This is a genomic window from Streptomyces sp. NPDC059371 (assembly GCF_042751995.1).
GTDB lineage: Bacteria > Actinomycetota > Actinomycetes > Streptomycetales > Streptomycetaceae > Streptomyces.
Genome location: NZ_JBHYXD010000075.1, coordinates 5,667 through 30,824 on the forward strand (window position 1 = coordinate 5,667; position 25,158 = coordinate 30,824).

23 protein-coding genes are annotated in these 25,158 nt (G+C 69.7%); 2 read left to right on the forward strand and 21 right to left on the reverse strand.

Annotated features, from left to right (window positions below; translation table 11 throughout):
- Positions 1-343: 343 nt before the first annotated feature.
- From ACFXGX_RS31240 to ACFXGX_RS31255, 4 genes are all read right to left on the reverse strand, one after another.
- Positions 344-2,737 (reverse strand): HelD family protein, encoded by a 2,394-nt coding sequence (locus tag ACFXGX_RS31240; protein ID WP_384797672.1) that lies wholly within the window; start codon positions 2,735-2,737, stop codon positions 344-346.
- A gap of 85 nt (positions 2,738-2,822) precedes the next feature.
- Entirely contained in the window at positions 2,823-3,608 is a 786-nt protein-coding gene (locus tag ACFXGX_RS31245) for an anti-sigma factor family protein (RefSeq protein ID WP_384797675.1), read from the reverse strand.
- Between the two features lie 38 nt (positions 3,609-3,646).
- Entirely contained in the window at positions 3,647-4,177 is a 531-nt protein-coding gene (locus ACFXGX_RS31250) for a sigma-70 family RNA polymerase sigma factor (RefSeq protein WP_037619265.1), read from the reverse strand.
- A gap of 225 nt (positions 4,178-4,402) precedes the next feature.
- The gene (locus ACFXGX_RS31255) at positions 4,403-4,990 is read right to left on the reverse strand and encodes a CGNR zinc finger domain-containing protein (RefSeq protein ID WP_384797678.1); all 588 of its coding nucleotides are present in this window, start codon (positions 4,988-4,990) and stop codon (positions 4,403-4,405) included.
- Between the two features lie 209 nt (positions 4,991-5,199).
- Here ACFXGX_RS31255 and ACFXGX_RS31260 point away from each other — a divergent pair, with 209 nt between their 5' ends.
- Positions 5,200-5,754: a DUF1772 domain-containing protein gene (locus tag ACFXGX_RS31260; RefSeq protein ID WP_384797681.1), complete on the forward strand. Its 555-nt coding sequence runs from the start codon at positions 5,200-5,202 to the stop codon at positions 5,752-5,754.
- Here ACFXGX_RS31260 and ACFXGX_RS31265 read toward each other — a convergent pair.
- From ACFXGX_RS31265 to ACFXGX_RS31345, 17 genes are all read right to left on the reverse strand, one after another.
- Positions 5,703-6,854: a uroporphyrinogen-III synthase gene (locus ACFXGX_RS31265; protein ID WP_384797684.1), complete on the reverse strand. Its 1,152-nt coding sequence runs from the start codon at positions 6,852-6,854 to the stop codon at positions 5,703-5,705. The two genes, ACFXGX_RS31260 and ACFXGX_RS31265, sit on opposite strands and share 52 nt — an antisense overlap.
- A gap of 126 nt (positions 6,855-6,980) precedes the next feature.
- Positions 6,981-8,360: a nitrate/nitrite transporter gene (locus ACFXGX_RS31270; protein WP_384797687.1), complete on the reverse strand. Its 1,380-nt coding sequence runs from the start codon at positions 8,358-8,360 to the stop codon at positions 6,981-6,983.
- A gap of 334 nt (positions 8,361-8,694) precedes the next feature.
- On the reverse strand, positions 8,695-8,868 hold the full coding sequence (locus tag ACFXGX_RS31275; RefSeq protein ID WP_384797690.1) for a hypothetical protein: 174 nt from the start codon (positions 8,866-8,868) through the stop codon (positions 8,695-8,697).
- On the reverse strand, positions 8,865-9,521 hold the full coding sequence (locus ACFXGX_RS31280) for a hypothetical protein (RefSeq protein ID WP_384797693.1): 657 nt from the start codon (positions 9,519-9,521) through the stop codon (positions 8,865-8,867). Before ACFXGX_RS31280 ends, ACFXGX_RS31275 begins: the two co-directional genes overlap by 4 nt.
- Positions 9,522-9,653: 132 nt before the next feature.
- Entirely contained in the window at positions 9,654-10,694 is a 1,041-nt protein-coding gene (locus tag ACFXGX_RS31285; protein ID WP_384797696.1) for a hypothetical protein, read from the reverse strand.
- Positions 10,682-11,338 (reverse strand): hypothetical protein, encoded by a 657-nt coding sequence (locus ACFXGX_RS31290; protein ID WP_384797699.1) that lies wholly within the window; start codon positions 11,336-11,338, stop codon positions 10,682-10,684. The genes ACFXGX_RS31285 and ACFXGX_RS31290 overlap by 13 nt, the downstream gene beginning before the upstream one ends.
- Before the next feature lie 237 nt (positions 11,339-11,575).
- Positions 11,576-12,178, reverse strand: coding sequence for a hypothetical protein (locus ACFXGX_RS31295; protein ID WP_384797702.1), 603 nt, complete (start codon positions 12,176-12,178; stop codon positions 11,576-11,578).
- A 229-nt stretch (positions 12,179-12,407) separates the two neighbouring features.
- Entirely contained in the window at positions 12,408-13,094 is a 687-nt protein-coding gene (locus ACFXGX_RS31300; protein WP_384797705.1) for a hypothetical protein, read from the reverse strand.
- A 20-nt stretch (positions 13,095-13,114) separates the two neighbouring features.
- A complete protein-coding gene (locus tag ACFXGX_RS31305) occupies positions 13,115-13,738 on the reverse strand; it encodes a hypothetical protein (protein ID WP_384797708.1) in 624 nt (207 codons plus the stop codon).
- A 91-nt stretch (positions 13,739-13,829) separates the two neighbouring features.
- Complete coding sequence (locus ACFXGX_RS31310) at positions 13,830-15,119, reverse strand: putative T7SS-secreted protein (RefSeq protein WP_384797711.1); 1,290 nt, start codon at positions 15,117-15,119, stop codon at positions 13,830-13,832.
- Positions 15,116-15,433 carry a hypothetical protein gene (locus ACFXGX_RS31315; protein ID WP_384797713.1) on the reverse strand — a complete coding sequence of 106 codons (318 nt, stop codon included), beginning with the start codon at positions 15,431-15,433 and terminating at the stop codon, positions 15,116-15,118. The genes ACFXGX_RS31310 and ACFXGX_RS31315 overlap by 4 nt, the downstream gene beginning before the upstream one ends.
- 44 nt (positions 15,434-15,477) lie before the next feature.
- Positions 15,478-16,530 (reverse strand): hypothetical protein, encoded by a 1,053-nt coding sequence (locus ACFXGX_RS31320; RefSeq protein ID WP_384797716.1) that lies wholly within the window; start codon positions 16,528-16,530, stop codon positions 15,478-15,480.
- Positions 16,518-17,135: a hypothetical protein gene (locus tag ACFXGX_RS31325; RefSeq protein ID WP_384797719.1), complete on the reverse strand. Its 618-nt coding sequence runs from the start codon at positions 17,133-17,135 to the stop codon at positions 16,518-16,520. The genes ACFXGX_RS31320 and ACFXGX_RS31325 overlap by 13 nt, the downstream gene beginning before the upstream one ends.
- A gap of 283 nt (positions 17,136-17,418) precedes the next feature.
- The gene (locus ACFXGX_RS31330) at positions 17,419-18,816 is read right to left on the reverse strand and encodes an acyltransferase (protein ID WP_384797722.1); all 1,398 of its coding nucleotides are present in this window, start codon (positions 18,814-18,816) and stop codon (positions 17,419-17,421) included.
- Positions 18,813-21,050 carry a glycosyltransferase gene (locus ACFXGX_RS31335; protein WP_384797725.1) on the reverse strand — a complete coding sequence of 746 codons (2,238 nt, stop codon included), beginning with the start codon at positions 21,048-21,050 and terminating at the stop codon, positions 18,813-18,815. Before ACFXGX_RS31335 ends, ACFXGX_RS31330 begins: the two co-directional genes overlap by 4 nt.
- On the reverse strand, positions 21,047-22,075 hold the full coding sequence (locus ACFXGX_RS31340) for a hypothetical protein (protein WP_384797728.1): 1,029 nt from the start codon (positions 22,073-22,075) through the stop codon (positions 21,047-21,049). The genes ACFXGX_RS31335 and ACFXGX_RS31340 overlap by 4 nt, the downstream gene beginning before the upstream one ends.
- Before the next feature lie 400 nt (positions 22,076-22,475).
- Positions 22,476-23,468 (reverse strand): LysR family transcriptional regulator, encoded by a 993-nt coding sequence (locus ACFXGX_RS31345; protein ID WP_384797731.1) that lies wholly within the window; start codon positions 23,466-23,468, stop codon positions 22,476-22,478.
- A gap of 83 nt (positions 23,469-23,551) precedes the next feature.
- On the opposite strand from ACFXGX_RS31345, the gene ACFXGX_RS31350 reads away from it, so the two are divergent.
- Positions 23,552-24,892 carry an MFS transporter gene (locus ACFXGX_RS31350; protein ID WP_384797734.1) on the forward strand — a complete coding sequence of 447 codons (1,341 nt, stop codon included), beginning with the start codon at positions 23,552-23,554 and terminating at the stop codon, positions 24,890-24,892.
- Positions 24,893-25,158: the final 266 nt, after the last annotated feature.

Sequence of the window (25,158 nt, forward strand, 5' to 3'; positions counted from 1 at the left end):
GGTTTTGGCCGGGTTTGTCCTGGCGGGGTGGGTGTCGGCGCGCGGGGGTGGGGTGGGGGGGTGCCCTGTGCGGCCGCCGGTGGGGGGCGGCGCGCCCCTCTCCAGGTCCTTCGGTGAAGGACGACGGTCAATGACACCGACCCGCCATGCTCGCCTCGCGGCAAGTGGTCGCTCGTAGCGACGAAGGTTGGGCCCGGGGGCTTGGATCGGGCCGGTGTCACGTCAAAGGTAACAAAGGATTCCCGTAGAGCAATTCCCGTCCCGGGAGTTCTTTTCGGCCGGGACGGGAAGCGGGGCCGCCGGGAGCGGGTGCCCGTGCTCCGGGCGGGTGACGCGGAGCACGTCAGTCCCGCAGGAGGTCGGGCACCCCGTCCGCGTCGGGCTCGTCGCGGCCGCTGGAGACGACGGTGAGCTGCTGCGTGGCCCGGGTCAGGGCGACGTACAGGACACGCAGTCCGGCGGGCGACTCGTCGGCGATCTCGGCGGGCGAGACGACCACCGTCGCGTCGTACTCCAGGCCCTTGGCCTCCAGGCTCCCCAGGGCCACCACACGGTCCCCGAGCCCGGCGAGCCAGCGGGCGGCCTCCTCGCGCCGGTTCATGGCGACGACGACGCCCACGGTGCCGTCGACCCGGTCGAGCAGATGGGCGGCCTCGGCGCGCACGGTCTGCGCCAGGGAGTCCCGTACGACCGCGAAGCGCGGCTCGACGCCCGTGGACCGTACGGCGGACGGGGACTCGGAGCCCGGCATGGCGAGCGCGAGGACCTTGGCTGCCAGCTCGGCGATCTCCGCCGGGTTGCGGTAGTTGACGGTGAGGGTGAAGCGGCGCCTGGGGCGGGTGCCGAGCGCCTCGTCACGGGCCTCGGCCGCCTCGTCGGGGTCGGACCACGAGGACTGGGCCGGGTCGCCCACGACCGTCCAGGTGGCGTGCCGGCCGCGCCGGCCGACCATCCGCCACTGCATGGGCGTGAGGTCCTGCGCCTCGTCGACGATCACGTGCGCGTACTCGGTCCGCTCCTGCGCCAGCCGCTCGGCGCGCTCGCGCTGTGTCTCCTCGCGCACCGGCATGAGCTCGTCGAGACCGGTGAGGTGGTCCAGCGGGTCCAGTTCGCGGCGCTTCTTCGGCCGGGCGGGTGTCCCGACGATCGCCTCCAGCTCGTCGAGCATCGCCGCGTCGTGCACGGAGAACCCGTCCCGCTTGAGCGAGCGGGCGACCCGGCGGACCTCGCCGGGGTTGAGGATCCGGCGGGCCCAGCGTCCGAGGCGCCGCTCGTCGGCCATGGCGGCCAGCACCCCGCGCGGGGTCAGCTCCGGCCACCAGGCGTCCAGGAACGCCAGGAAACTGTCCTCGGAGGCGACGTCCTCGTCGAACGAGGACCGCAGCTCGGCGGCCAGCGACGGGTCCGAGTGCCGGGTCCCGGCGCCCGACCTCGCCCACAGCGCGTCCAGCAGCAGTCTGCGGGCGCGCGGGCGCAGCAGGTTGACCGGCGCGGTCCCGCCGAGCGCGTTGTTCTTGATGCGGTCCAGCTCGGCGGACTCCAGCTCCAGCCTGCGTCCGAAGGCGACGACCCGCAGCCGGGTGGGAGTGCCCGCGGGGGCCTGCTCCGGCTCACCGAGGGCGAGCTGGCCGTTGCCGGCGCCGCGCGCCGTGCCGGCAGGGGTCTCCAGCGCGCCGCGGGCCGCCTTCCGCAGCACCTTCAGCATCCGGTACGAGCCCTTGGCGCGGGCCACCGCCGGGGAGTCGTACAGCGTGGCGGCCACGCCGTCGACGAGCGAGCCGATCGCGCGGATCGCGACCTGGCCCTCCTCGCCGAGCGAGGGGAGCACGCCCTCGGTGTAGGCGACGAGCAGCGGGGTCGGGGAGACGATCAGGATGCCGCCCGCGTACCGGCGGCGGTCCTGGTAGAGGAGGTAGGCGGCCCGGTGCAGGGCCACCGCCGTCTTGCCGGTTCCGGGGCCGCCCTCGACATAGGTCACGGACGCGGCGGGCGCGCGGATCACCATGTCCTGCTCGGCCTGGATGGACGCCACGATGTCGCGCATGGTGTGGCTGCGGGCCTGCCCGAGCGCGGCCATGAGCGCGCCGTCGCCGATGACGGGCAGCTCATGGCCGTCGAGGGAGGCCTTGACCTGCGGGCGCATCAGGTCGTCCTCGACCCCGAGGACCCGGCGGCCCTTGGAGCGGATGACGCGACGGCGCACGACCCGGCCGGGATCGACCGGGGTGGAGCGGTAGAACGGGGCGGCGGCCGGCGCCCGCCAGTCGATCACCAGTGGCGCGTACTCGGCGTCCAGGACACCGATACGGCCGATGTGGAGCGTCTCCGCGATGTCGGCGGTGTTGTCCTCACGGACCGCGCCGTCGGCGGGTTCCACGGCGGTGTAGGCGCCGTCGGGCCCCTTGACGCCGTCCTTGCCGGGGAGCAGATCGATACGGCCGAAAAGGAAGTCCTCGAACTCGTTGTTGAGACGGTTGAGGTGGATTCCCGCGCGGAACACCTGGGCGTCCCGCTCCGCGAGCGCCCCCGGAGTGCCGACGTGACCGCGCTGGGCGGCGTCGTGCATGAGGAACTCAGCCTCGTGGATCTTCTCCTCGAGGCGCCGGTAGACCCGGTCCAGATGTTCCTGTTCGACCGCGATCTCACGGTCCCGTACGGAGTCGTCCTTGACCGATTCCTCCGGTACGGATGTACGGACCGAGCCGAGCGCGGTTTCCTGCTGAGCCTGAGCGGCCACCGGGCGCCCCCTTCTGACGTGCTGGGCAGCCGTCAACCGTACGCGAAGGGAGGCCCGCCGGGCTACGTCCGCGCCCGGAGTCCGCTCACGCCTTCACCTCGACGAGGCGCTTCCCCCCGAACGTCATGACCTCGAAGTGGTCGATCTGGTTCGGCTCGAAGGCCGCGCCGCCGTGGACGTAGAGGGGCTGCTTGGCTTCCTCGGTCTTGGCGTTGGGCGTGCCGTAACCCCACTCCGGGACCGACCAGGAGGTGACCGTCTCACGCTCGCCGTTCTTGCCGACGGCGATCAGGGAGCACTTCTCGGGGCCCGTGACGTTCTTGAGCTGGAGGACCGCGTGGGTGCCCCAGTCCTTCGGCTCGATCGCGACGACGGCGCTGACCTTGGTCTTCGGGTCGACGGCCGACGACTTGTCGGTCATGACCTCGAACGCGGCCTTGGCCGGGCTGGTGGCGTGCGCCATCGGCGGGTTCGCGCCGGTGTCGTTGCCGCCGTTGACCGCCATGACGGTCAGCGGTCCGCCGATGATCAGCGCGGCCGCGGCGGCCACCAGGTACATGCCGCGCCGGCGCTTCTGGGCACGGCGCGCCGAGACCTCGTCCACCAGCCGCTCCGCGAGCCGTGGGCTCGGGCGGGCCGAGAGGGACTCCGCGATGGCCGGGCTGCCCTGCGAGGCGGGCAGGTCGGCGAGGGCCGCGAGCATCGGTTCCATCCCGGCGAGCTCGTCGAGCTGCTGGGCGCACCACTCGCAGGAGGCGAGATGCTCCTCGAAGGCCGTGGCCTCGATGTCGTCGAGGATGCCGAGCGCGTAGGCGCCGACAGTCTCGTGAATGTTGTCCCCGGATCCTTGCTGTCCTCGTGGACCTTGCATGGCTCCCGGACCACCTGTTCCGTAACCCCCGTACGTGTTCATGCCGTCACCCCCCGCTCCTCAAGCGCCAGCTTCATCGACCGCAGGGCGTAGAAAACCCGTGAGCGCACAGTGCCGCTGGGAATACCGAGCGTTTCGGCCGCCTCATTGACGGTACGCCCTTTGAAGTAAGTTTCGACCAATACTTCCCTGTGAGCAGGGGTCAGGTCGTCCAGCGCGTCCGACAGTGTCATCAGCCACAACGCCTTGTCGATCTCGTCCTCCGCGGGGATGACCTCCAGCGGCGACGGGTCGACCTCCTGCGGCCGGGCCTGCCGACTGCGGTGGCCGTCGATGACGATGCGCCGGGCGACCGTCACCAGCCAGGGGCGTACCGAACCGGTCGCTCGATTGAGCTGGCCGGCGTTCTTCCAGGCACGGATGAGTGTTTCCTGCACAACGTCCTCGGCGCGCTGCCGGTCTCCGGCCACCAGGCGCAGCACGTAGGCCAGCAGGGGCCCCGCGTGTTCCCGGTACAGCGCACGCATCAGCTCCTCGTCGGGTTCGGTCGACGAGGACTGCTGAGACATGCGATGTCGGGCCCTTGGCTTGTGTTCATCAGCCACGGCTGAATCCTTGCGCACGCCTACCTCCGGTGTCCGGGGGTTCCCCCAGTCGGTCGCTCATCACCGGGTACGTGTTCTGGTACGCGGGTGTTCAAAGTGTTCAGGATTTTTTCTGGTGAAGATGTGTAGACGGCGAAAAGAATGCATATCGATCACCTCACGTCACTGGAACATCACGGACGGGTGTGATCAGGCGCGTGCCAGAGCCGCCCGCCGCCGGTGCCGGGCCACCCGCTCCCGATTGCCGCACACCTCACTGGAGCACCAGCGCCGGCGCCGGCCGCGCGAGGTGTCGAGATAGACGATCGGGCAGTTGTCGCCCTCGCACTGTCTCAGACTCGCCCGCGCGAGCGGGTCGGTGAGCAGATCGAGGGCGTCCCGGGCCACCACAGACAGTAGTTCACCGCAGTACGGCGGGGTGCGGAGCCCCCTGCGCAGTGAACCGTCGTCGGCGCGGACGGCCCAGGGAGCGGGCGGAGCCGCGAGGGCGACGGCGTTGACGCGGGCGAGGGCGCTGTCCGCGGGCCGCCCGTCCAGCTCGCCGCGCACCAACTGGGCGACATGTCCGCGCAGTTCCCGGAAGCCGAGCAGCCACGAGGCGTCCACGGCGGCCAGGACGGTACCCGCCGGGATCAGCCCGGACGCGAGGACCCAGGCGCTCAACCGGGCGGCCGAGTCGAGGCGTTCGTCGGGATGGGTGGTCGCCGTCAGGTCCAGGCAGATCCGCCCGGAGTCGAACCGCAGCTCGTACGAGGCTGTGGCCATGCCCGATGCCATGTGCCTGTCACCGCCTTGGGGGTCACCTGCCGCTGTACCCCCTACAGTGCATGCCCCGGCGCCCCTCCGGAAGACTCGGCACCGGTCCCGTACCGGATGCCCGCCGGATGCTTACCGGGCGTGTGGCGCGGAGCCCCGTGGACGCCCGCGTATGCGGCCGCGATCCTCGGCCATGTCACCCGCTCCGGCACGCCGGTTGACTGAGGGACATGACGGACAACAGCACGGAGCGGCGTGACGCCGCCGCGGGTGTACTGGGTGCGGCCACGGTCGCGACGGGCCTGATCGCGGGGGCCTTTTACGTCTTCGCCTGCGCGGTGATGCCGGCGCTGGCGCGCAGCGACGACCGCGTGTTCATCGAGGTGATGCGGAACATCAACGAGGTGATCCAGAACCCGGTGTTCTTCCTCAGCTTCCTGGGCGCGCTGATGCTGACGGCGGTGGCCGCCTGGCAGTCGCGCGGCACGCCGGACCGGTGGTGGGTGCTGGCCGCGCTCGCCGCGTACACGCTCGCGTTCGTGGTCACCGTGACCGTCAACGTCCCGCTCAACGACGGCCTCGCGGACGCGGGCGATCCCGCGCGGATCGCCGATCCCGCCGCGGTGCGCGACCGGTTCGAGGACACCTGGGTGGCCTGGAACGTCGTACGGGCACTGCTGTCGACGCTCGCTCTGGCCTGCCTCGCCCGTGCCCTGCTGCGGCACCGGCGGCCTCAGGCGTCGGCGTACTTGGCGTCCGCGGCCGGGTCCAGCGCGAGGCGGTAGCCACGCTTGACGACCGTCTGGATCAGCTTGTGCGCGCCGAGTGCCGTGCGCAGCCGGGCCATCGCGGTCTCCACGGCGTGCTCGTCGCGGCCGGAACCCGGCAGCGCGCGCAGCAGCTCGGCCCGCGCCACCACCCAGCCGGGCCGCCGCGCGAGGGCCCGCAGCAGCGACATCCCGGCGGGCGGCACGGGCCGCAGCGCCCCGTCCACCAGCACCGCGTGTCCCCGGATTTCCACTTGGTGCCCGGCGACCGGCAACGTCCGCGCCCGGCCGGGCAGTTCCTGGCAGAGCAGTTGTACGAGGGGGCCGAGCCGGAAGCGTTCGGGCTGGACGGTGTCGATGCCGAGGGCCTGCAACGGCAGCGCGGTGACCGGGCCGACGCACGCGGGCAGGACGTCGTGGTGGAGCGCGGCGAGGAACTCCGCGCGCACACCGCGCTCCTCGGCCCTCGTCAGCAGGGAGGCCGCGGCGGGGGCGCTGGTGAAGGTGAGCGCGTCCAGCCCGCGGGTGAGGGCCGCGTCGAGCAGCCGGTCGACGGGGCCGATGTCCTCCGGCGGCATCCACCGGTACACCGGCACGAGGACGACCTCGGCCCCGGCGGCGCGCAGCGACTCGACGAACCCGGGCAGCGGTTCCCCGTGCAGTTGTACGGCGATACGGCGGCCGTCCACGCCCTCTTCGAGCAGCCGGTCGAGCACCTCGGCCATCGACTCGGAGGACGGCGACCACTCCTCCGTCAGCCCCTGGGCCCGGACCGCGCCCTTGACCTTGGGCCCGCGGGCGAGCAGTTCCACGCTCCGCAGCCGCGTGAGCAGTTCCTCGCCCAGGCCCCAGCCGTCGGCGGCCTCCACCCAGCCGCGGAATCCGATGGCGGTGGTGGCCACCACCACGTCGGGGGCGCTGTCGATCAACTCCTTGGTCGCGGTGAGCAGTTCACTGTCGTCGGCGAGGGGCACGATCCGCAGGGCCGGCGCGTGCACGACGGTGGCCCCGCGCCGCTGGAGCAGCGCGCCCAGTTCGTCGGCGCGGCGCGCGGCGGTCACCCCCACGGTGAACCCGGAGAGAGGCCCGTGATCGGGTCGCTGCTGTTCGTCGTCCATGGGTTCTCGTCTCGCGCTCGTCGAGTCGTCGTACGGGGCTGTGCTGTGTGTCGTACGTCGCGGCTGATCCGAGCCTGTCAACGGACCGTGACAGGCTCGGATCAAGGTGATGTCGGACGTGTTACGTCACACCTCGGCGTAGCTGAGCTGGGGCTTCGCCTCGGCGGTGGTGCTCGCCCCCGGCTCGGCGGCCGGGCGGCGAAGGTATACGGCCCAGGTGACCGCGAAGGCCGCCGCGTAGAAGACGAGGAAGGTGACGAAGGCGCCGGTGCCCGAGCCGGAGCTGAGGAAGGACTGGCGGAAGGCGAGGTTGATGCCGACACCGCCGAGCGCGCCCACCGCGCCGATGAGCCCCATGGCGGCGCCGGAGAGACGCCGTCCGTGGCGGGCGGCCTCCTCCCCTTCGAGCCCCGCTTCCAGGGCCTTCCGCTGGAAGATGCCGGGGATCATCTTGTACGTCGACCCGTTGCCGAGCCCGCTGAGCACGAAGAGCACCACGAAGACCGAGACGAGCAGCGCCAGCGACCTCTCACTGCTGGCGAACACCAGGACCCCGGTCGCGGCGGCCATGCCGACAAAGTTCCACAGCGTGATCCTGGCGCCGCCGTAGCGGTCGGCGAGCCGGCCGCCGACGGGCCGGATCAGCGAGCCGAGCAGCGGGCCGATGAAGGTGAGGTAGGCGGCCTGGAGCGGTGTCCGCCCGAACTCGACCTGGAGCACCTGGCCGAAGGCGAAGGCGTAGCCGATGAACGATCCAAAGGTCCCGATGTAGAGGAACGCCATGATCCAGGTGTGCGCGTCCTTCGCGGCGTCCAGGGCCGCGCCGGTGTCGTTCTTCACGGTGGTGAGGTTGTCCATGAAGAGGCCTGAGAGGACGGCGGCCACGACGACGAGCGGGATGTAGATCCCGAGGAGCACCCGGGGCCCGCCGGCCGCCCCGATGACGGCGAGTGCCACGAGCTGGATGACGGGGACGCCGATGTTGCCGCCCCCCGCGTTGAGGCCGAGTGCCCATCCTTTCTTCCGCAGCGGGAAGAAGGCGTTGATGTTGGTCATGCTGGAGGCGAAGTTGCCGCCGCCGACCCCGGCCAGCAGCCCGATCACGAGGAACGTGCCGAACGAGGTGCCCGGCTCCATCACGACGAACGCGGCGACGGTCGGCACGAGCAGCAGACTCGCGGACACGATGGTCCAGTTCCGGCCGCCGAAGAGCGCGACGGCGAAGGTGTAGGGCACCCGCACCACCGCGCCGACGAGCGTCACCATCGAGGTGAGCAGGAACTTGTCGGCCGGGGTGAGCCCGTACTCCGGTCCCATGAACAGGACCAGCACCGACCACATGGTCCAGACGGAGAACCCGATGTGCTCGGACAGCACGGAGAAGAACAGATTGCGCCGGGCGATCTTCTCCCCCTTCTCCGCCCAGAAGACCTCGTCCTCCGGATCCCACTCCTCGATCCAGCGACCGCCCCGCGCGGGGGCCGTACTCGTGGCTGGGGCAGTCATCTCACGCCTCCATTGGTTCTCCGGGCTTACTGGCCTGCTGTTTCCCGAAGGTAGGGAGGGCGCGTTTCGGCCCTGTGCCTGTGAGTGACCTGAAGGGAACGTTGCTCTCACCCGGCCCCGGACCCGGCGGTGAGGACGGATCCGGGCACGCCTCGGCGAGGCCGGCCTGACCGAGGACGATGGCGAGGGCGAGGGCGAGGGCGAGGTGACGGAATCGCCGGACCACGAGTGGCGCGCGGTGATCGACCGCTGTCAGCGTGCCTAGGAGGACGCCCGTGCCTACGAGGACGCCGACCTCGACGCCCTGCGCACCCTCCAGGTCTTCACGACGATTTCACGCGGCGGTGAGCCACACGGTGGTCTCCCAATTCCCGACGGTCCTCACGGCGTTCGGGCCGGCGGGGGTGTGGGAGGGATGGACGTGTCCGGGCTCCTGGACGACGGCGTCCTGGTCGGCTCCGAGAAGTGGCGCGATCACGGAGCCGCTCGGAACTCTGCGCCAATTCACGGCTGACACCTGGCGCTGCCCCTCTCCGAGAGCATGTCCTGCGTCACCCAGACGCCATCCGAATTCCGCTTCAACGTCGTGTTGTAGAAGATGTAGCTGTTCTTCGTGACCGGGGTCTTGTCGACCTTTCCTGTCTTGACGAACTTGTTGTACGCCTTGCCTTGGTCCTCGCAGTACGTGAGCGCCGCCGCTCCGTCACCCTGAAGGGTCACGGACTCGCTGTAGAAGCGGTAGGTACCAGTGGTGCGGGCCTTGTGATCCACGAATCGCTGCACGTATTTCTGCGTCGCAGCCGCGAGTTCCTCCGCCGAGTAGAAGCGATAGGCGGGGTCGAGCACGTCCTGGTTGGCGATCGCTTGGTCCGTCGCCTTGATGAACAACTCACCGTCGGCCAGAACGGCGTCCTTGTCCTTGTCGCCCGTCTTGCGCCACTCGAAGGTGTAGTGGAGGTCGGCGGGCAGCTCGATCCTCGGCCGACCCGCCTGCTGCGTCGCGCTCGCGCCGGGTGTGGCCGACGCCTCGTCGCCGGTGTCCGCCCCGGCGATCTTGTCGTTGGCCTTCGGCTTGCCACCATCCCCGCCGCACGCGGTCAAAAGCAGCGCGGCTGACGCTCCGACGGCAACTGTGGCAAGCAGACGGGAACGGCAGTTCACGGTGGACTCCTGTGCGGCGTGGGGTGCGGAAGGGCATCGACACGCTAGCGGCGGCCTGCGCGACGACACCAACGCGAACGGTGGCGAACGGGCAACAGCAGCCCGTGGAACGGACGTCCGCGGAGTCGGGGCTCAGCGGTTGATGGACTGGATCTCCTGCACGACGACGTCCTGGTCGGCTCCGAAGGTGCCGTCCGGCAGATTGCGGGCGTCGGGTACGCCGGTGCCCGTCCAGTGGATCTTCCAGGTGATGGTGGCCCTCAGCTTGTACGAGCCGTCACCCGAGGAACGGAGATACTTCACTCCGCACGGAGGCGTCTCCCCTGCCTTCCCCTTCGCGTACGCCTCGCCGATGCGGTCGCCCGCGATCTCACAGACGCCCGAAGCGGGATACGTCTGCGCGTCCGCCGTACCGGGCTCGATCTTCAGCGCAACCGGCTCCGCCGTCGTCGTCGCGGTCACATTCAGCAGCGGCACCGACGCCGTCACCGACACCGGCTTGAACTTCGCCGTGTCCAGCCACGCCCACGTCGGCAGATTCACCTTCGTCGTCCCCGCCGGAGCCAGGTCCACCCTCGTCGACGGCACCCGTATCTCCGCGTAAGCGAGCTGCGCCAGCATCTCCGGAGTGATCGCCTCCGGGACATCCGCCGGCGGGGCCTCACCCGTGTCCACCCAGAAGATGCCCTCGGTGCACTTCAGCGCGCCGGGGTCGCCCTCACGGCCCGGCGTGACGTACGAGTCCCACCAGTAGCCCTTGCCGGACTTGGCCTTGTTGAAGTCCTTGGCCTCGCCGCCGTTGACGTACTTGTCCCGCTGCGTCTGGTCCCACTGGGGACCGGTGGACTCGGCGTTCCAGATGGGCTCCAGGTACTTCTGCAGCTCGTCCGGCGTGTACTTCGGAGCGTAATAGCAGGCGGGCGGGGTCCAGTCCCCGGAGGAAGAGGTCACCGGCCCGGAGGAGTCCCCCGACCCATTCTTGGAGCGATCGAACACCACAGCGCCGGCTGTGGCGGTGACCTTCTGATTATCCTTACCGCCGTTCACCTGCGTCTCGGAACCAGAACCCTTACCGCCCGGGACGAAGTCCGCCCAAGCGCCCGGGGCACTACCGATCACCAGAACGCCCGCCAGCAGAGCGGCACGAACGGTGTTCCTCGCTACGGCTGGCACTGAGCCGCCCCCCTAGTGGAAATGATCTGCGATGTCTGCCACACACCTTCTGAGCTCTTGTCCAAGCGTGTGTTGTAAAGGACGTAGCTGTTCTTGGTGGCCGGGGTCTTGTTGACCTTGTTGGTCTTCTTGTCCTTGGCGTAGCCCTTGCTCTCGTCCGCGCAGAACGTGAGCGAGGCAGAGGTCTTGCCGTCGAGGGTCACGGTCCGGTCGTAGTACCGCGCCTCACCCGTAAGGGTGGATCCCGCGTCCTTGAACTGATTGACCCAGGTCAACGCGGCTGCCAGAGCCTTGCCGGTGTTGTAGTACCCGATCGCCTCACCCTTGGGATCCGTCCCGGTGATCGCCGCGTCCACGGAGCGCATGCGCTCCGCGCTGTCGGCGAGGACGGCATCCTTGATGTCGTTGCCGGTCTTCGCCCCTTCGAAGGTCAGGGTGAGATCCGACGGCAGCTCGATCTTCGGTCGGTCCGTAGATTGCGTCGCGCTCGCGCTGGGCGTGGCCGACTTCTTGTCGCCGGTGTCCGCTCCGGCGATCTTGTCGTTGGCCTTCGGCTTGTCACCACCCCCGCCGCACGCGGTCAAAAGCAGCGCGGCTGACGCTCCGACAGCGACTGTGGCAAGCAGGCGGGAACGGCGGTTCACGGCAGACTCCTGTGCGGCGTGGGGTGCGGAAGGGCACCAACACGCTAGCGGTGGCCTGTGCGACGACACCAGCGCGAACGGTGCCAACCGAGTAACAGTGATTGACCAAAGATGCCCATACTGTGCCCAACTGGCTTACGAGAAGCTTTGATTGAGTCACAACCATCGGAGAACCGCTTCACCGAGTTGCTGTCCGCAAAGCAACTCGGCCCCGGTCCTCGACACCTCAGGGACGACCTACCGGCAGGCGGCGCTACCCCGCTGCGAAGTCAGCGTCTCCGTGACCCAGACACCTTGCTCGTCGACTCGAAGAAGGCTGTCGTAGAGGACATAGTTGTCCTTCGACTTCGGAGTCACCTCCGTCTTGCCCGTCTTCAAGCTCTTGTTGTAGGCCTTGTTCTGGTCCTCGCAGTAGACGAAGGCCGCCGTTCCGTCAGAGTTGATCGTCACCTTGGAGTCGTAGTAGCGCTTCGCTCCGGTGATGCGGTCCTTGTAGTCCACGAACTCCTGAATGAACTTCTGGCTCCCGGCCGCCGCCGTGCCCTCGGAGTAGAAGCGGTACGCCTTGTCCAACGGGTCCTGCGCGGCGATGGCCATGTCCACGGCCTTGATGAACTGCTCGCTGTCGCTGAGCACCGCATCCTTGTCCTTGTCGCCCGTACCGGGCCACTCGAAGGTGTAGGTGAGATCCGACGGCAGCTCGATCTTCGGCCGGCCTGCCTGCGGTGTCGCGCTCGCGCCGGGTGAAGCCGACTCCCTCCCCCCGGCGTTCCTGCCGACGGCCTTGTCGTTGGCCTTCGGCTTGTCACCACCCCCGCCGCACCCGGACAAGAGCAGCACCGCTGACGCTCCGACAGCAACTGTGGAAGGCAGAAGAAAACGGCGGTTCACGGCAGACTCCTGAGCGGCGCGGGATGCGGAAGGGCACCAACACGCTAACCGGGGCCTGTGCGACGACACCAACGCGAACGGTGCCAACCCAGTAACAGCGGCCGACCACAGAGACCCATAACGTAGCCAACTAGCCTCACGACAGCCCGGATTGAGTGTGGGCTGCCGGGATGGCGGTTCACCCGGTTGCTGTCCGCAAAGCTCCCGGCCCGTCGAAGCCGGTCATCGTCGCGATCTGACGGAGGATCGCCCGGTACTGCTCGCGCCGTCCGGCAGCGGTCGTGCTCAGCGTGAACACGGCCAGCCGCCTGCAGTCCGGATGCGGCAGATAGGCACGGAACTGGACCAAGGGTGTCCGGGGAAGCCCTTCGACCGTGCCGGGGGTATGGACGGCCTCGCTGAACGTGACCGGCCCGCAGGGAAGTTCGGCGTACTCGACGGCCGCCCGCGCGTCGAGCCCGCTCACCGCACGGGCGGCCGTGACGGCTCGCGGTGCCACCGCCGTGGTCCGCCAGGAGACGGTGAAGAACGACAGCAACGGCCCGCCGCCGGCCCCGGCTCCCTCGTCGACGTCGTCCCGGTGCAACCCGATCGAGCAATGAACGGTTCCCGCCTCCCTCAACGCACCGAGCAGCCGCTGCCCTTGGGTGAATTGGGCGATGAACTGCTGCCGTACCTTCTCGTCGGGAGCCGCTTGGAGGAACGGCGCGAGGGCGATACACAGATCGTCTGCCGCCGAGGAGTCCGGTGCGGGAAGCAGCGCGTCGAGAGGCACCGCGGTGAAGCCGGCGGGCTCCGCGAACCAGATGTCCGCGTCGGGGTCTTCCGCCGAATCGGCGACGGTGAAGCGGGGGGCCGTGGTCATCGGATCCTGCCCGGTACGAGTCAGTGGGGATGCGAGTGCGGGCGCACCGCCTCGGGGACATGGGCACCGGACCGACGGGCCCGTTCGAGGGCGGCCGGGCTCGCGTTCCAGTCGGTCGGCTCGATGCCCCGGCGGCCCGTGGCCGTGCGCTGATAGAGCAGGTGCAGTCGCTTGGGGGCCTCGCCCTTTCGCCGGGAAGCTGCGATGACGGCGATGAAACGGGGGTCACCGGCGAACCAGAGCGGCTCGATCTCCGCCTTCAGCTCCGGTTTCGTACGAGCGGTACCGAACCTTCGCATCCACCAGAAGGTACGCATACCGGAAAGAAACAGCAGCGGAATCCGCTCCCCCGGCTCCTCGGGATTGGGCAGCTCCAGCCACATCTCATCCTCTTCGACCAACGGATGCCGGTTCCGCCCCCGGGGCGCATCCGAGAGGAACTGCCAGGGGTACTGCCAGAGGACGCGCTGGATGTAGATGGAGGGCCGGATGTAGGCGAGTTGGAGGACGGCTCGGAAGGTCGCATACCCCAGGAGGGGGACGAAGAGCGGGGTGAACCCCGGGGACAGAAAGACCACCAGGACAGCCAGCGAGCCGATCCAGACGGCGATCCAGCCCACCAAGCGCAGAACGAGCGAGATCAAGTGCTGAACGAAGGCCCTTCTGGTCGGGGGGTGGTCCCATGCGGTCGGGTACTCGGTCGGAGCCATGCGATGTCTGCTCTCTGTTCGGAAATCAAAAGACGTGACGGGCGATATCGACAAGGCCTCCGACGTCGAGGCCAAGCCTGGCGCCGTCGATAGTCGCCACCGAGCCGTCCTTGATCCCGTCGTCGGTGTCCACCGCGGTCATGGCGAGGCCAACGCCCGCGGTGCCGACGCCTACCGAAGCCGAGGTGACCTCAATCCCTTTCGTGATCTGCGCCGCTCTGGCGCCGCGAACCGTAAAGCCGAGCAGCGCATTGTCCAAGCTCGAAATGGATTTCGCGTGCTCCATGGTGCTGCTCCCAAATCGGACGGCCCGTTGCCCCATGGAGAGGGCTTCACCCGTCTCGCTCGCGGCCCGAAGCCCAACCGCAGCGCCCTTACTCACGGCGGCAATGCCGGGAATCATGCCTAGAGCGTCACCCCCGACAGTCACGAGGTTGCTCCAGAAGTCGGTGTCGAGCTCCCCCTTGGCAAAGCCATCTCGCAACGATGCCCACACCGTGGGGTGCCCAGAGACTCGGATGGTCAACGACGTCGCACTCAAAGCCGACGCAACCAGCAGCAACACCGCGGCCAATGTCCCGCCCGACACAACGAACAACGCAACCAAGCCGATCACCGCCCCCAGCGTGCTCAAGATGTCCGGCAGGTTCTCGATGACCCAGTCGAGTGCCGAGTCGAACCAACCCGGCTCCTGCGGGGCCAGTCTCTTCGTGGCGTCGCGGATCTTTCCGGCACGCAGCCGGGCCCGGTGCTCGTGTTCCTCGGCGAGTTCGCGCGCCGTCCCGCGAATCCTGCGCAGAGCGTCCTCGGCGTCGTCCACCGCCGTGTTCGCCTTGGTCAGTGCCTTCCGCGCTTCGTCGTGCGCGGCGCCCTTCCCTTCCAGGTCGGGGCTGTCACCCACGTTCGTGGCGTGACCCTTCGCCCGGTCCAGGGCGGCCTGGGCGTCCTTCGCGTCCTGTTCGAGTCGCTTCGCCCGCCGCTGGAAGTCGTCGAGTTCGCCTTCCCAGCGGTCGAGTTGTCCGGCGGCCTTGCGAATGGAGTGCGCCGCGTTCTTCAGGTTCAGGGGAAGCGGTCCGCCGTCCAACTGCTCTCGGAAGGCGACGGCCGCGTCGCCCTTCCAGTAGCTGCCGTCCATCAGCCTGGTGACGAGTCCGTGCGTCTCCTCAAGGACCTTGGCGCACTCCGTGAGCTTCTTGCGGAGGCCGCTCACGGTCTCCGTACTGCCCGGCACCGGATTGAAGCCGAGATGCGGGTAGTCGGGGTGGGGGATGCGCGGGTCGAGCGCCGACCCCGTGTCCTCGGGCGCGTACGTCACCTCGTACCGCCGCCCCTGCCGTTTCCGGCCTTCCTCAGAGCCTGTTCCAGGGCCCTGTCCACCTCGCGGTAACTGTCCCGACTCTTCCCGATGATCTTGGCCAGGTCCTCGGTCTGCTCGCCGATCTGATCGGCCCCAAACTTCCAGTTGTCCTGGAATTCCTCGCAGGCACAGTCGAGATCGTCCGTTCCCAGACCGGTGACCGTCGCGTCCCCCAACGCCCTGCGCAGGCCCTGCAACGACTCGGTCGACTTGCCGAGCATCTTCATGAAGTGCGACAGCTCATCGCCGTCGACAGCCAACCGCTCCGCCACGCCCTCTGCTCTTTCCGGATCTCAGGGAGTCCGTGGAGCCGGACTCAGCGGTTGATGGACTGGATCTCCTGTACGACGACGTCCTGGCCGGCCCCGAAGGTGCCGTCCGGCAGGTTCCGCGGCGCTGGTATGCCGGTGCCCGTCCAGTCGATTCGCCAGGTGAGGGTGGCTTGCAACCGGTAGGAGCCGGCGCCCGAGGAACGCAGGTACCGCAGCCCGCACGGGGGCGTCTCGCCGGCCTTGCCCTTGGCGTACGCCTCGCCGATGCGGTCGCCCGTGATCTCGCAGACGCCCGAAGCGGGATACGTCTGCGCGTCCGCCGTACCGGGCTCGATCTTCAGAGAGACCGGCTCCGCCGTCGTCGTCGCGGTCACATTCAGCAGCGGCACCGACGCGGTCACCGACACCGGCTTGAACTTCGCCGTGTCCAGCCACGCCCACGTCGGCAGATTCACCTTCGTCGTCCCCGCCGGAGCCAGGTCCACCCTCGTCGACGGCACGCGCATCTCCGCGTACGCGAGCTGCGCCAGCATCTCCGGGGTGATCGCCTCCGGAACATCCGCCGGCGGAGTCTCACCCGTGTCGACCCAGAAGGTGTCCTTGGTGCACCGGGAGGCGGTCGGGTCGCCCTCACGGCCCGGCGTGACGTACGCGTCCCACCAGTAGCCCTTGCCGGACTTGGCCTTGTTGAAGTCCTTGTACGGATGCCCGTTCACGTAGGTGTCGCGCTGATCCGCGTCCCACTGGTACCCCGTCGATTCGAGGCCCCAGATCGACTCCTTGTACGTCTGCATCTGGGCCGGGGTGTATTTCGGAGCGTAGTAGCAGGCGGGCGGGGTCCAGCCACCCGAGGTGGAGGCCACCGGTCCGGCAGATTCACCGCCCCCGTTCCGCGAACGATCGAACACAACAGCACCGGCCGCGGCAAAGAGGTTGCCCTTGCCGTCCGCACCTCCAGAAGCCTGGCCGCTGGGAGCAGGTGTCTGAACCCCTCCGCCGATCTCGTTGTCGGCCGTGGCGGGGGCCGTACCCAGACAGAGCGAACCGATCACCGCGGCGGAGGTCAACGTTCGCCGACCGATGCTCAGGGCCGGCACTTTGCGCTTCCCCTCTGAGAGAAGAGCTTCTCGACGACCCAGACGCCCTTGTCGTTCTTGCGCAACTGGGTGTTGTACAGAACGTAGCTGTTGTTCGTGACGGCCGTTCTGTTGATCCTCTTCGGTTTGAGATACATGTCGTACGCGTGGCTCTGGTCCTCGCAGTAGACGAGCGACGCGTCGGTGGAATCATTCAGGGCTACAGTCGCCGCGTAATAGCGAAACACGCCCGTTGTACGGGCCTTGGCGTTGACGTATGCCTGAACGAACTTCTGGGTTTGCGCGGCTGCTTCGCCCTCGTAGTAGAAGAGGTACGCCTTGTCGAGGGCGTCTTGGTTGACGATGGCCAGGTCGACGGCCCTGATCGACTGCTCGCCGTCCTCCAGTACCGCGTCCTTGTCCTTGTCGCCCGTCCTGGGCCACTCGAACGTGTAAGTGAGATCCGACGGTAATTCGATCTCCGGTCGACCCGCCGGAGGCGTCGCGCTCGGCGAAGCCGGCGTCGCACTCCCCACCCCCGCGATCCCGCGCGTCTCGTCACCCCCGCCGCAGGCGGTCAGCAGGAGCAGTGCGGCTGTCGGGAGCAGGCGGGCGCGGCGGTTCACGGGGGCTCCTGGCGGCGTGGGGTGCGGGAGGGGCGGCGGCACGTCACGCTAGCGGGGCCCCTGCCACAGCACCACAACGAAGGGCGCCGAGCAGGTGGATATAGGGGTTCATAGCATGACCAAACGGCCACCCAGAACCTTCGATTGAGTGACATCACGGGATGAAAGGGGACTAGGGGCAGGACCGGGACAAAGGCGGGGCCGAAATCGGGACGAGGGGTGCCCCCGCGAGTCGGGGCAGTGAAGCACCGGCTCAAGGGACACCCCCGTCGCTCAGCGGCCGCTAGGCCTTCGCCCGGTGCCCCCGGGTCGACGAACGCCCGCCGCCCCCACGGCCCTTGGCACCGTTCGGCCAGAGACGCGGGCTCCGCTTGGCGGCGATGTCCTCGATCCAGCCGAAGGCCAGGATGGTCAGGCCTATCAGCGGCCACACCAGGACGAACATCCACAGGGTGTAGGTGGAGTCCAGGGCCGCCGTCGCACGCTCGTTGTCCATGAAGGGGAGGCTGTAGAGCTGGTCGAGGATCGGGACCGTGGCCATGATGAGCGTGTTGTGCCACAGGTAGATCGTGACCGCGCGGTTGTTGGACAGCGTCACCAGCTTGTCCCACCGGGCGAGGCGGCCCGGCAGCTCCCGCCAGGACGGGCTGTACTGGAGCAGGATCACCACGAAGCCGAAGGACCACATCGCGTCGGCCAGCGGGATGTCGTTCAGGTCCCAGCCGTCGGGGCCCAGATGACCCGAGGCCCACCACAGGGCGAAGGCCATCATCAGGGCCGAGCACGAGATGGCGATGTAGCGCGGGACCTTCGCGAGCATTCCCTCGTGGTGGGCGAAGCCCAGGATCCAGCAGCCTCCGTAGACGGTGAAGTCGGTGACGGCGTTACCGGTCTCACCGGGGATGGCGACCAGCCCGGTGCCGACCACGGCCGTCAGGGCGAGGGGAGCCAGCGCGGTCACCCACGGAGCACGGCGGAACGCCCACAGCATGAACGGGGACGCGACCACGAACCACAGATACGCGCGCAGGTACCAGAGCACACCCGCGGCCTCGACCGCCCAGGTGTCCTCGAGCAGGCCCGACGGGGAGCCCAGGTGCCAGGGGAACGGAGGGGCGCCGATCGGGACGACGTAGTCGAGCAGCTCCACCACGTGCCAGCCGCCACCGAGGTCGGGGTCCTTCGCGGGGTTCCAGCCGCCCAGGAACATCATGGCCAGCACCACCGCGCCGAACGCCCAGAGCGGGGGCAGCAGACGCCTGATGCGTCCCCGGATCACGCTCAGCGGCGGACGGCTCAACGAGCGCGCCATCAGGGAGCCCGCCAGCGCGAACATCACGCCCATGGAGGGGAAGAGAACCGTGAGCCAGGCCCAGCCGAACAGGTGGTACACGACCACGCGGACCAGTGCCATGGACCGGAGCAGGTCCAGATAGCGATCGCGGCTGCCGGAGCGGCGCGGGGCCGGGTCCGTACTCGGGTCTGTACTCGGGTCCGCACTCGGGTCCGTACCCAGGTCCGCACCCGGCTGCCCCTGCCCCTGCCCCGGCCCCGGCCCCTGCAACGGCGGGCGCAGCCAGGCGTCCGCGGGCGCTCCCGGGTCCGTGCGCGGTTGCGGGACCGCCGGCCTCGGGGTGCCCAGCGGCGGAGTCGCGCCCGCCGGGTACTCGTGCGTGGTCATCCGACCGGCCTCCGTTCGTTCCCGCCGTGCGACGCCGGCTGCTGCGGAACCGGTCCCGGGACCGAAGCCGGGACCGATCCCGGTGCCGCGCCCACGACGCCGGTGCGGCGCAGCTTCTGCCAGCGCAGCCGGCCGCCGGTGAGGGCGGTGATCCACGACTGCAGCAGGACGACGTACATCAACTGCCGGTAGAGGATCTGCTGCAGGGGCAACGAGATCAGATGGGTCATGCGTTCCTTGTCCAGGCGGAAGGCGTACGCCGCGCACACCGCCTGGATTGTGAGGACGCCGAGCCAGGCGACGATCGTCCTCCGGGTCGGGCCGAAGACGACGCCGTACAGGAGGAAGACGTCGATCAGCGGCGCGAGGAGCGGGGCCAGGACCATGAACAGGGAGACCAGGGGCAGGCCGATCCGGCCGAAGCGGCCCGAAGGGCCCCCTTCGATCAGGGCACGGCGGTGCTTCCAGATCGCCTGCATGGTGCCGTAGCACCAGCGGTAGCGCTGGGACCACAGTTGCTGGACGGACTCCGGGGCCTCGGTCCAGGCGCGCGCGTCCTCCGCGTAGACGACCCGCCAGCCGTCACGGTGGAGGGCCATCGTGATGTCGGTGTCCTCGGCGAGGGTGTCGTCGCTCATGCCGCCGACCCGTTCGAGCGCGGTGCGGCGGAAGGCTCCGACGGCGCCGGGGATGGTCGGCATGCAGCGCAGCAGGTCGTACATGCGGCGGTCGAGGTTGAAGCCCATCACGTACTCGATGTGCTGCCAGGAGCCGATGAGGGACTCCCGGTTGCCGACCTTGGCGTTGCCCGCGACCGCGCCGACCCTGGGGTCGGCGAAGGGCTGGACGAGTTCGCGGACGGTCGCCGGCTCGAAGACCGTGTCGCCGTCCATCATCACGACGATGTCGTGACCGGCGTTCGCCAGGCCCCGGTTGAGGGCCGCGGGCTTGCCCGCGTTGAGCTGGCGCACGACGCGTACGTTCGGCAGGTGCATGTCCTCGACGATGCGGGCGGTGCCGTCGCCCGAGCCGTCGTCGATGACGATGATCTCGATGGGGTGCTCGCTCGCCATGAGGGAGTTCACGGTGTTCTCGATGCACTTGGCCTCGTTGTACGCCGGGACCAGCACCGTCACCGGTTCGGTGACCGGCGCCGGGCCCCAGCGGAAGTCCTTGCGGCGGACCCGGCGGGCGTGCAGGGCGGAGAGCAGGAGCATCATCCCGAAGCGGGTGAAGACCAGCACGCCGATGATCGCGATCCCGACGACCAGGACGTCGGTGGTCTTCTCCGAGGCCTGCACCAGGAAGATCCAGGCCCTGCCCTTCCAGAGGTCGGCGCCGGCCACCGGGGTGTTCGCGCTCGGCGCGTCGAGTGCTTCGGTGAGGTTCTGGAACTCGTAGCCCTTGGCCTGCAGCCGGGGCAGGAACGTGGTCAGGGCCTGCACGGTCTGGTGGCGGTCGCCGCCCGAGTCGTGCATCAGGACGATGGCGCCCTTGCCGCCCTTGGGCGTGGCCCGGCGGATGATCTCGTCGACGCCCGGCTTCTTCCAGTCCTCGCTGTCGGTGTTGTTGACGACGGTGATGTAACCGCGGGTTCCGACATATTGCGCCACCGGCCAGGACTTGTCGTCCATCGCGTCGGCGAACGAGGAGTACGGGGGACGGAACAGGGAGCTGCGGATGCCCGCCGCGCCCTCCAGCGCCAGTTGGTTCTGCGACAGTTCCCAGTCGATTCGGCTCTTGGACTGGTACGACAGGTCGGGGTGGTTGAAGGTGTGCAGGCCGACCTCGTGGCCCTCCTTCACCATCCGTTCGACGAGGTCCGGGTAGCGCGAGGCCATGGTGCCGGTGACGAAGAAGACCGCGTGGGCGTGGTGCGCCTTGAGGACGTCCAGGACCTTGGGGGTCCAGGTCGGGTCCGGGCCGTCGTCGAAGGTGAGGACGAGACGGTGGTCCGGGACGCTGAGACTGGTCGTGCGGCCGCTGCGGGTGTCGATCACCGGGCCGCCGTCGAGGATCTTCTGCGGCACCTTGTCCGTTGCCGCCTCGGGCCGGACGCGGTGGTCCGCGAGGATCTCGCTGTGCACGTAGCCGCGCAGCATCAGCATCGCCATCATCGCGAGCAGGACGACGAGGGGCAGCAGGAAGCGCATGGGGAGGCGACGGCGCGGGGCGTCGCGGTCCTGGCGCAGTGTGGTGGGTCCGGCAGGTGCGCGTCGGCGGAGGCCGCTCATTCGGTGCCGGCCCCCGCTCCGGTGGAGCCTGCGGTGCCGGTGGTCTCCGTGGGGGCGGGTGTGCTGCCGGGGGTGGTCGCCGGGGCGGAGGCCGAGGGCTGGCCGTCCGCCGAGACGGAGGGTTGGGGCTCGGGGTCCGGGTCCTTGGGGGTGACGCCGGGGTTCGGCTTCCTGGTCGCCGACGTGCTGGGCTTGGGGTCGCCGGACGCGCCCGTCGCGGAGGCGGAGGCGGAGGCGCCGGACGAGGCGCTCGAACCGGGTGAGGGTGTCGTGCCGTCGACGGCCGTGGCCGGCGCGCCGGGCGCGGTGGCGGCGCCCCGGCCGGCGGGGTTCACCGACTGCGTGGGCAGCGGCGAGGTCTCGACCTTCCCCGCGGGCGTGTCCTCCTCCTGGCCCGGCACCGGGAGCCAGGGGGCGTTCGAGTTGCCCGAGAGGAGCGTGGCGACGATCACGACGGCGTAGACCGCGCAGGCCACGGCGACGAGCATGCCGAGGCGGCGGAAGCGGCGGCTGCGGCGGCCGGACGCGTCGACGAAGACGGGGCCGTCGGTGGATTCGGTGGTTCCCGGGACGTCCTTGCCCGCCCGGCCCCTGCGGCCCGCCCGGCCGGCCGCCGTACGGCCGGGCCGGGCGTCTGCCTCGCGGCTCGCGCTGTCGAGCTGGATGGTGACCTCGTGCGGGTCGTGACCGTTCGCCGGTTCGCCGGAGTTCTCCCCGGAAGCGGGCGGCGGAGGGCCGAAGTCCGGTGCGGAGTCGGGGAGCAGCCCGGTCGCCGGACTGTCGTCGAAGGTGGGTCCGTCGCTGAAGAAGGGCCGTACCTGGGTTGTACGGGTGCGGGACGGCCGCTCCGCCGTGACCGTGCCTCCGGCGGCGGGCCACGCGTCCGGTTCACGCTCGGACATCGGTCCCGCGTCGGACCGGCGGCCGCCTAACACGTCGGTCTCCGGCGCACGGGCGACCAGAACTTCGGTCTCCGGCGCACGGCTGAACAGCACTTCGGCCTCCGGCACACGACCGGCGAGCACGTCGGTCTCCGGTTCCGGGATTCGCTCGGGACGTCCGCCGACTGCTCGCTCGGCGCGTTCCCCATGTTCGGGTCTGATGCCAACCCCCATATCCGGCCACGAAAGGGTTCTGTCGGCCTGCGGCCGGGCGGTCGGCCCTCCGGCCTCCCGTACAGGTGACGGATCGACGCGACGCCCGTCCCGCCCATCGATGTCCCGGTCGGCCGGTTGGGCGTCTTTCCGCCAGTTCTCCACGCGCACGTGCATCCCCCCATGGGACTGCTCACGGGTGCGCGACGACTCCGGGCAAATGCTGTCCATGTCGACTGGACCAAGCCCCCACTCGGTCCAAAGCGCCCCAATATCACACCGCGCCCGGAGGCAGGAATGTAGCGCAGGGCGGGACTCGTACGGATACGTCTCATGCATCTCTCAGGGAAATGAGGGCGTCGGTGGCTGGAATCCACCCTCCCTGGGGACTCAGTAGCCAACTTTCTTCGCTCGCAAGTTCGGCTGCGGCTCGTACGAGCGCATCGATCCCCGGATGAACGAGTCCCTTGCGCCACACGAGTGACACCGGTGACAGGGGTACGGGGTCGATCAGAGGCCTCGACACCGAACCCGGCATGGCCGGAAACTCCACTACGGCGAGCACGGGATTCCGCCACTTCGCCATGATCCGCCCGAATTCCTGCGCCCCGACAGCAACCGGTGCGGGTGACGCGAGTCCGATGTCCCGTCCCTCGAACAGGTGATGCGCCAGGTCGGTCCACTCCAGGGTCTTGGGGTTCCCCGCCCCCGCGTACACCGTCTCGCCCGCGAGCGCGGCGAGCGGCACCGCGTCCAGGGCGGCGAGGTGATGGTCCTCGGGCAGGACGACGGCCATCGGCTCGTAGCGCACGACCCGATGCTCCAGCCGGGCCCGCACGGCGGGGTCGAGTCCCGCGAAGCGGCCGAACGACACGTCCAGACGGCCGGCGAGCAGATCCGCCGCCGCGCCGGTGAGCCCGCTCTCGTAACGGGCCATCAGTTCGCTATCGGGGGCGAGGTCGCGGGCCCGGTCGAGGATGCGGCTGGAGACCAGGCCGGGTGTGTTCACGTCGACGAGCAGCGGCCGCTCCTCACCGCCGGGCCGCGCGAAGGCGTCGAGCAGCGCGTCGTGCGCCTCCAGCACGCGGCGCGCGTACGGCAGCAGCCGCTGGGCTTCCAGCGTCGGCGTCACCTGCCGGGTCGTCCGCACGAACAGCTCCGCCCCGAGCTCTCGCTCCAGCCGGCGGATGTCACGGCTCAGGGACTGCTGGGCCACGTACAGGCGGGCGGCGGCGCGGGTGAAGTGCAGCTCCTCGGCGACGGCGAGGAAGGCGCGCAGCAGACGGAGGTCCAGGTGACCGGGAAAGGGGCGTTGACCAGGCATCACGCGAACCTACAACCCAAGTGCGTGAATCGCGACGGAGTAAGTGTTGGACCGCCCCCGCGACGCCGGGCGACGGTTCGTCCATGTCACCGCTCACCCCGTACCGCCGTCTGTTCGCGCTGCCCGGCACCCGCGCCTTCACCCTCGGGAACCTCGTGGCCCGGCTGCCCATGGGTATGTTCAGCGTGAGCGCGGTCATCATGATCGCCGGGGCGCGGGGCTCGTACGCGCTCGCCGGCGCCGTCACGGCGACGGGTCTCGCGGCGACGGCCGTGGTCGCTCCCTGGACCGCGCGGCTCGTCGACCGGCACGGGCAGGCCCAGGTGGCCGTTCCCGCCACGGCCTTCGCGCTGCTCGGAGGTACGGGGCTGGTGGCGTGCGTGCGCTTCGGCGCGCCCGACTGGACCCTCTTCGCCGCGTACGCCGCCACCGCCACGACCCCCAACACGGGCGGGATGTCCCGCGCCCGCTGGGCCCACCTCCTGAAGGGGGACGCGGCGGCCCTGCACACCGCGAACTCCTTCGAGCAGGCCGTGGACGAGCTGTGCTTCATGCTGGGCCCGGTGCTCGCGGCCTTCCTGTGCGGGGCGGTCTCCCCGGAGGCGGGCATGCTCGTGGGGTCCGCGCTGCTGATGACGGGCGTCCTGCTCTTCACCGCGCAGCGTTCGACACAGCCGCCGCTCCGGCCGGCCACGGCATCGGGGTCGCCCCTGCTCGCGCCCGGTATGCCTCCGCTGCTGCTCTCCTTCCTCGCCACCGGCGCGGTGTTCGGCGCGATGGAGGTGGCCACGATCGCGTTCGCGGACGAGCGGGGACACGGCTCCGCCGCGGGCGTGGTGCTCGCCCTCCAGGCGGCGGGGTCGTGCGTGGCGGGCCTTCTGTTCGGCACGCTGCGGCGGGAGACTCCGCCGCCCGGACGCGAGGCTTCCGCCGGCCGCGCGGCAGGCTCTTCCGAGCGCGGCGAGCCCTTCGGACACTCCGTGTGCTCCGCCCCGCTCGACGCCGACACGCTCGCCGCTCGGCGGTACGCGGTGTGTGTCGGCGCCATGGCCGTTCTGCTGACGCTGCCGCTCCTCGCCGTCCGGCTCACCGGCTCGCTCACGGTTCTCGCGGGTGCGCTGCTCGTGGCGGGCATGGCGACCGCTCCGACCATGGTCACCGGCATGACCCTGGTTCAGCGGCGCACGCCCGAGGGCCGGCTGAACGAGGGCATGACGCTCGCGGTGACCGGTCTGCTGGGCGGGATAGCCGGCGGCTCCGCGGCGGGCGGATGGATGGTGGAGCGCTGGTCACCGGCCGCGGGATACACGGTCCCGGTCGCCGCGGCGACGATCGCGCTGGTGATCGCCGCCCTGGCCGCGAGGACGAGTACGGCGCGGCACCGGGAGCGGCACCTCGAACTGGACCCGGTCACCACCTCGTAGCCCCGAGAGCACCGCCCCGAACTCGACCGATCACCACCTCGTAGCCCCGGAAGCAGCACCTCGAACTGGACCCGGTCACCACCTCGTAGCCCCGAGAGCGGCACCTCGAACTGGACCCGGTCACCACCTCGTAGACCCGAGAGCACCGCCTCGAACTCGATCCGGGGAACACTCCCTACACCCGGGGGGCGGCGCCCCGACACCTCGCGCCCGACACCTCACGGCCCGAGCCCGCCGGCGCCGTCCCACCCACAGCACGCAGCCCG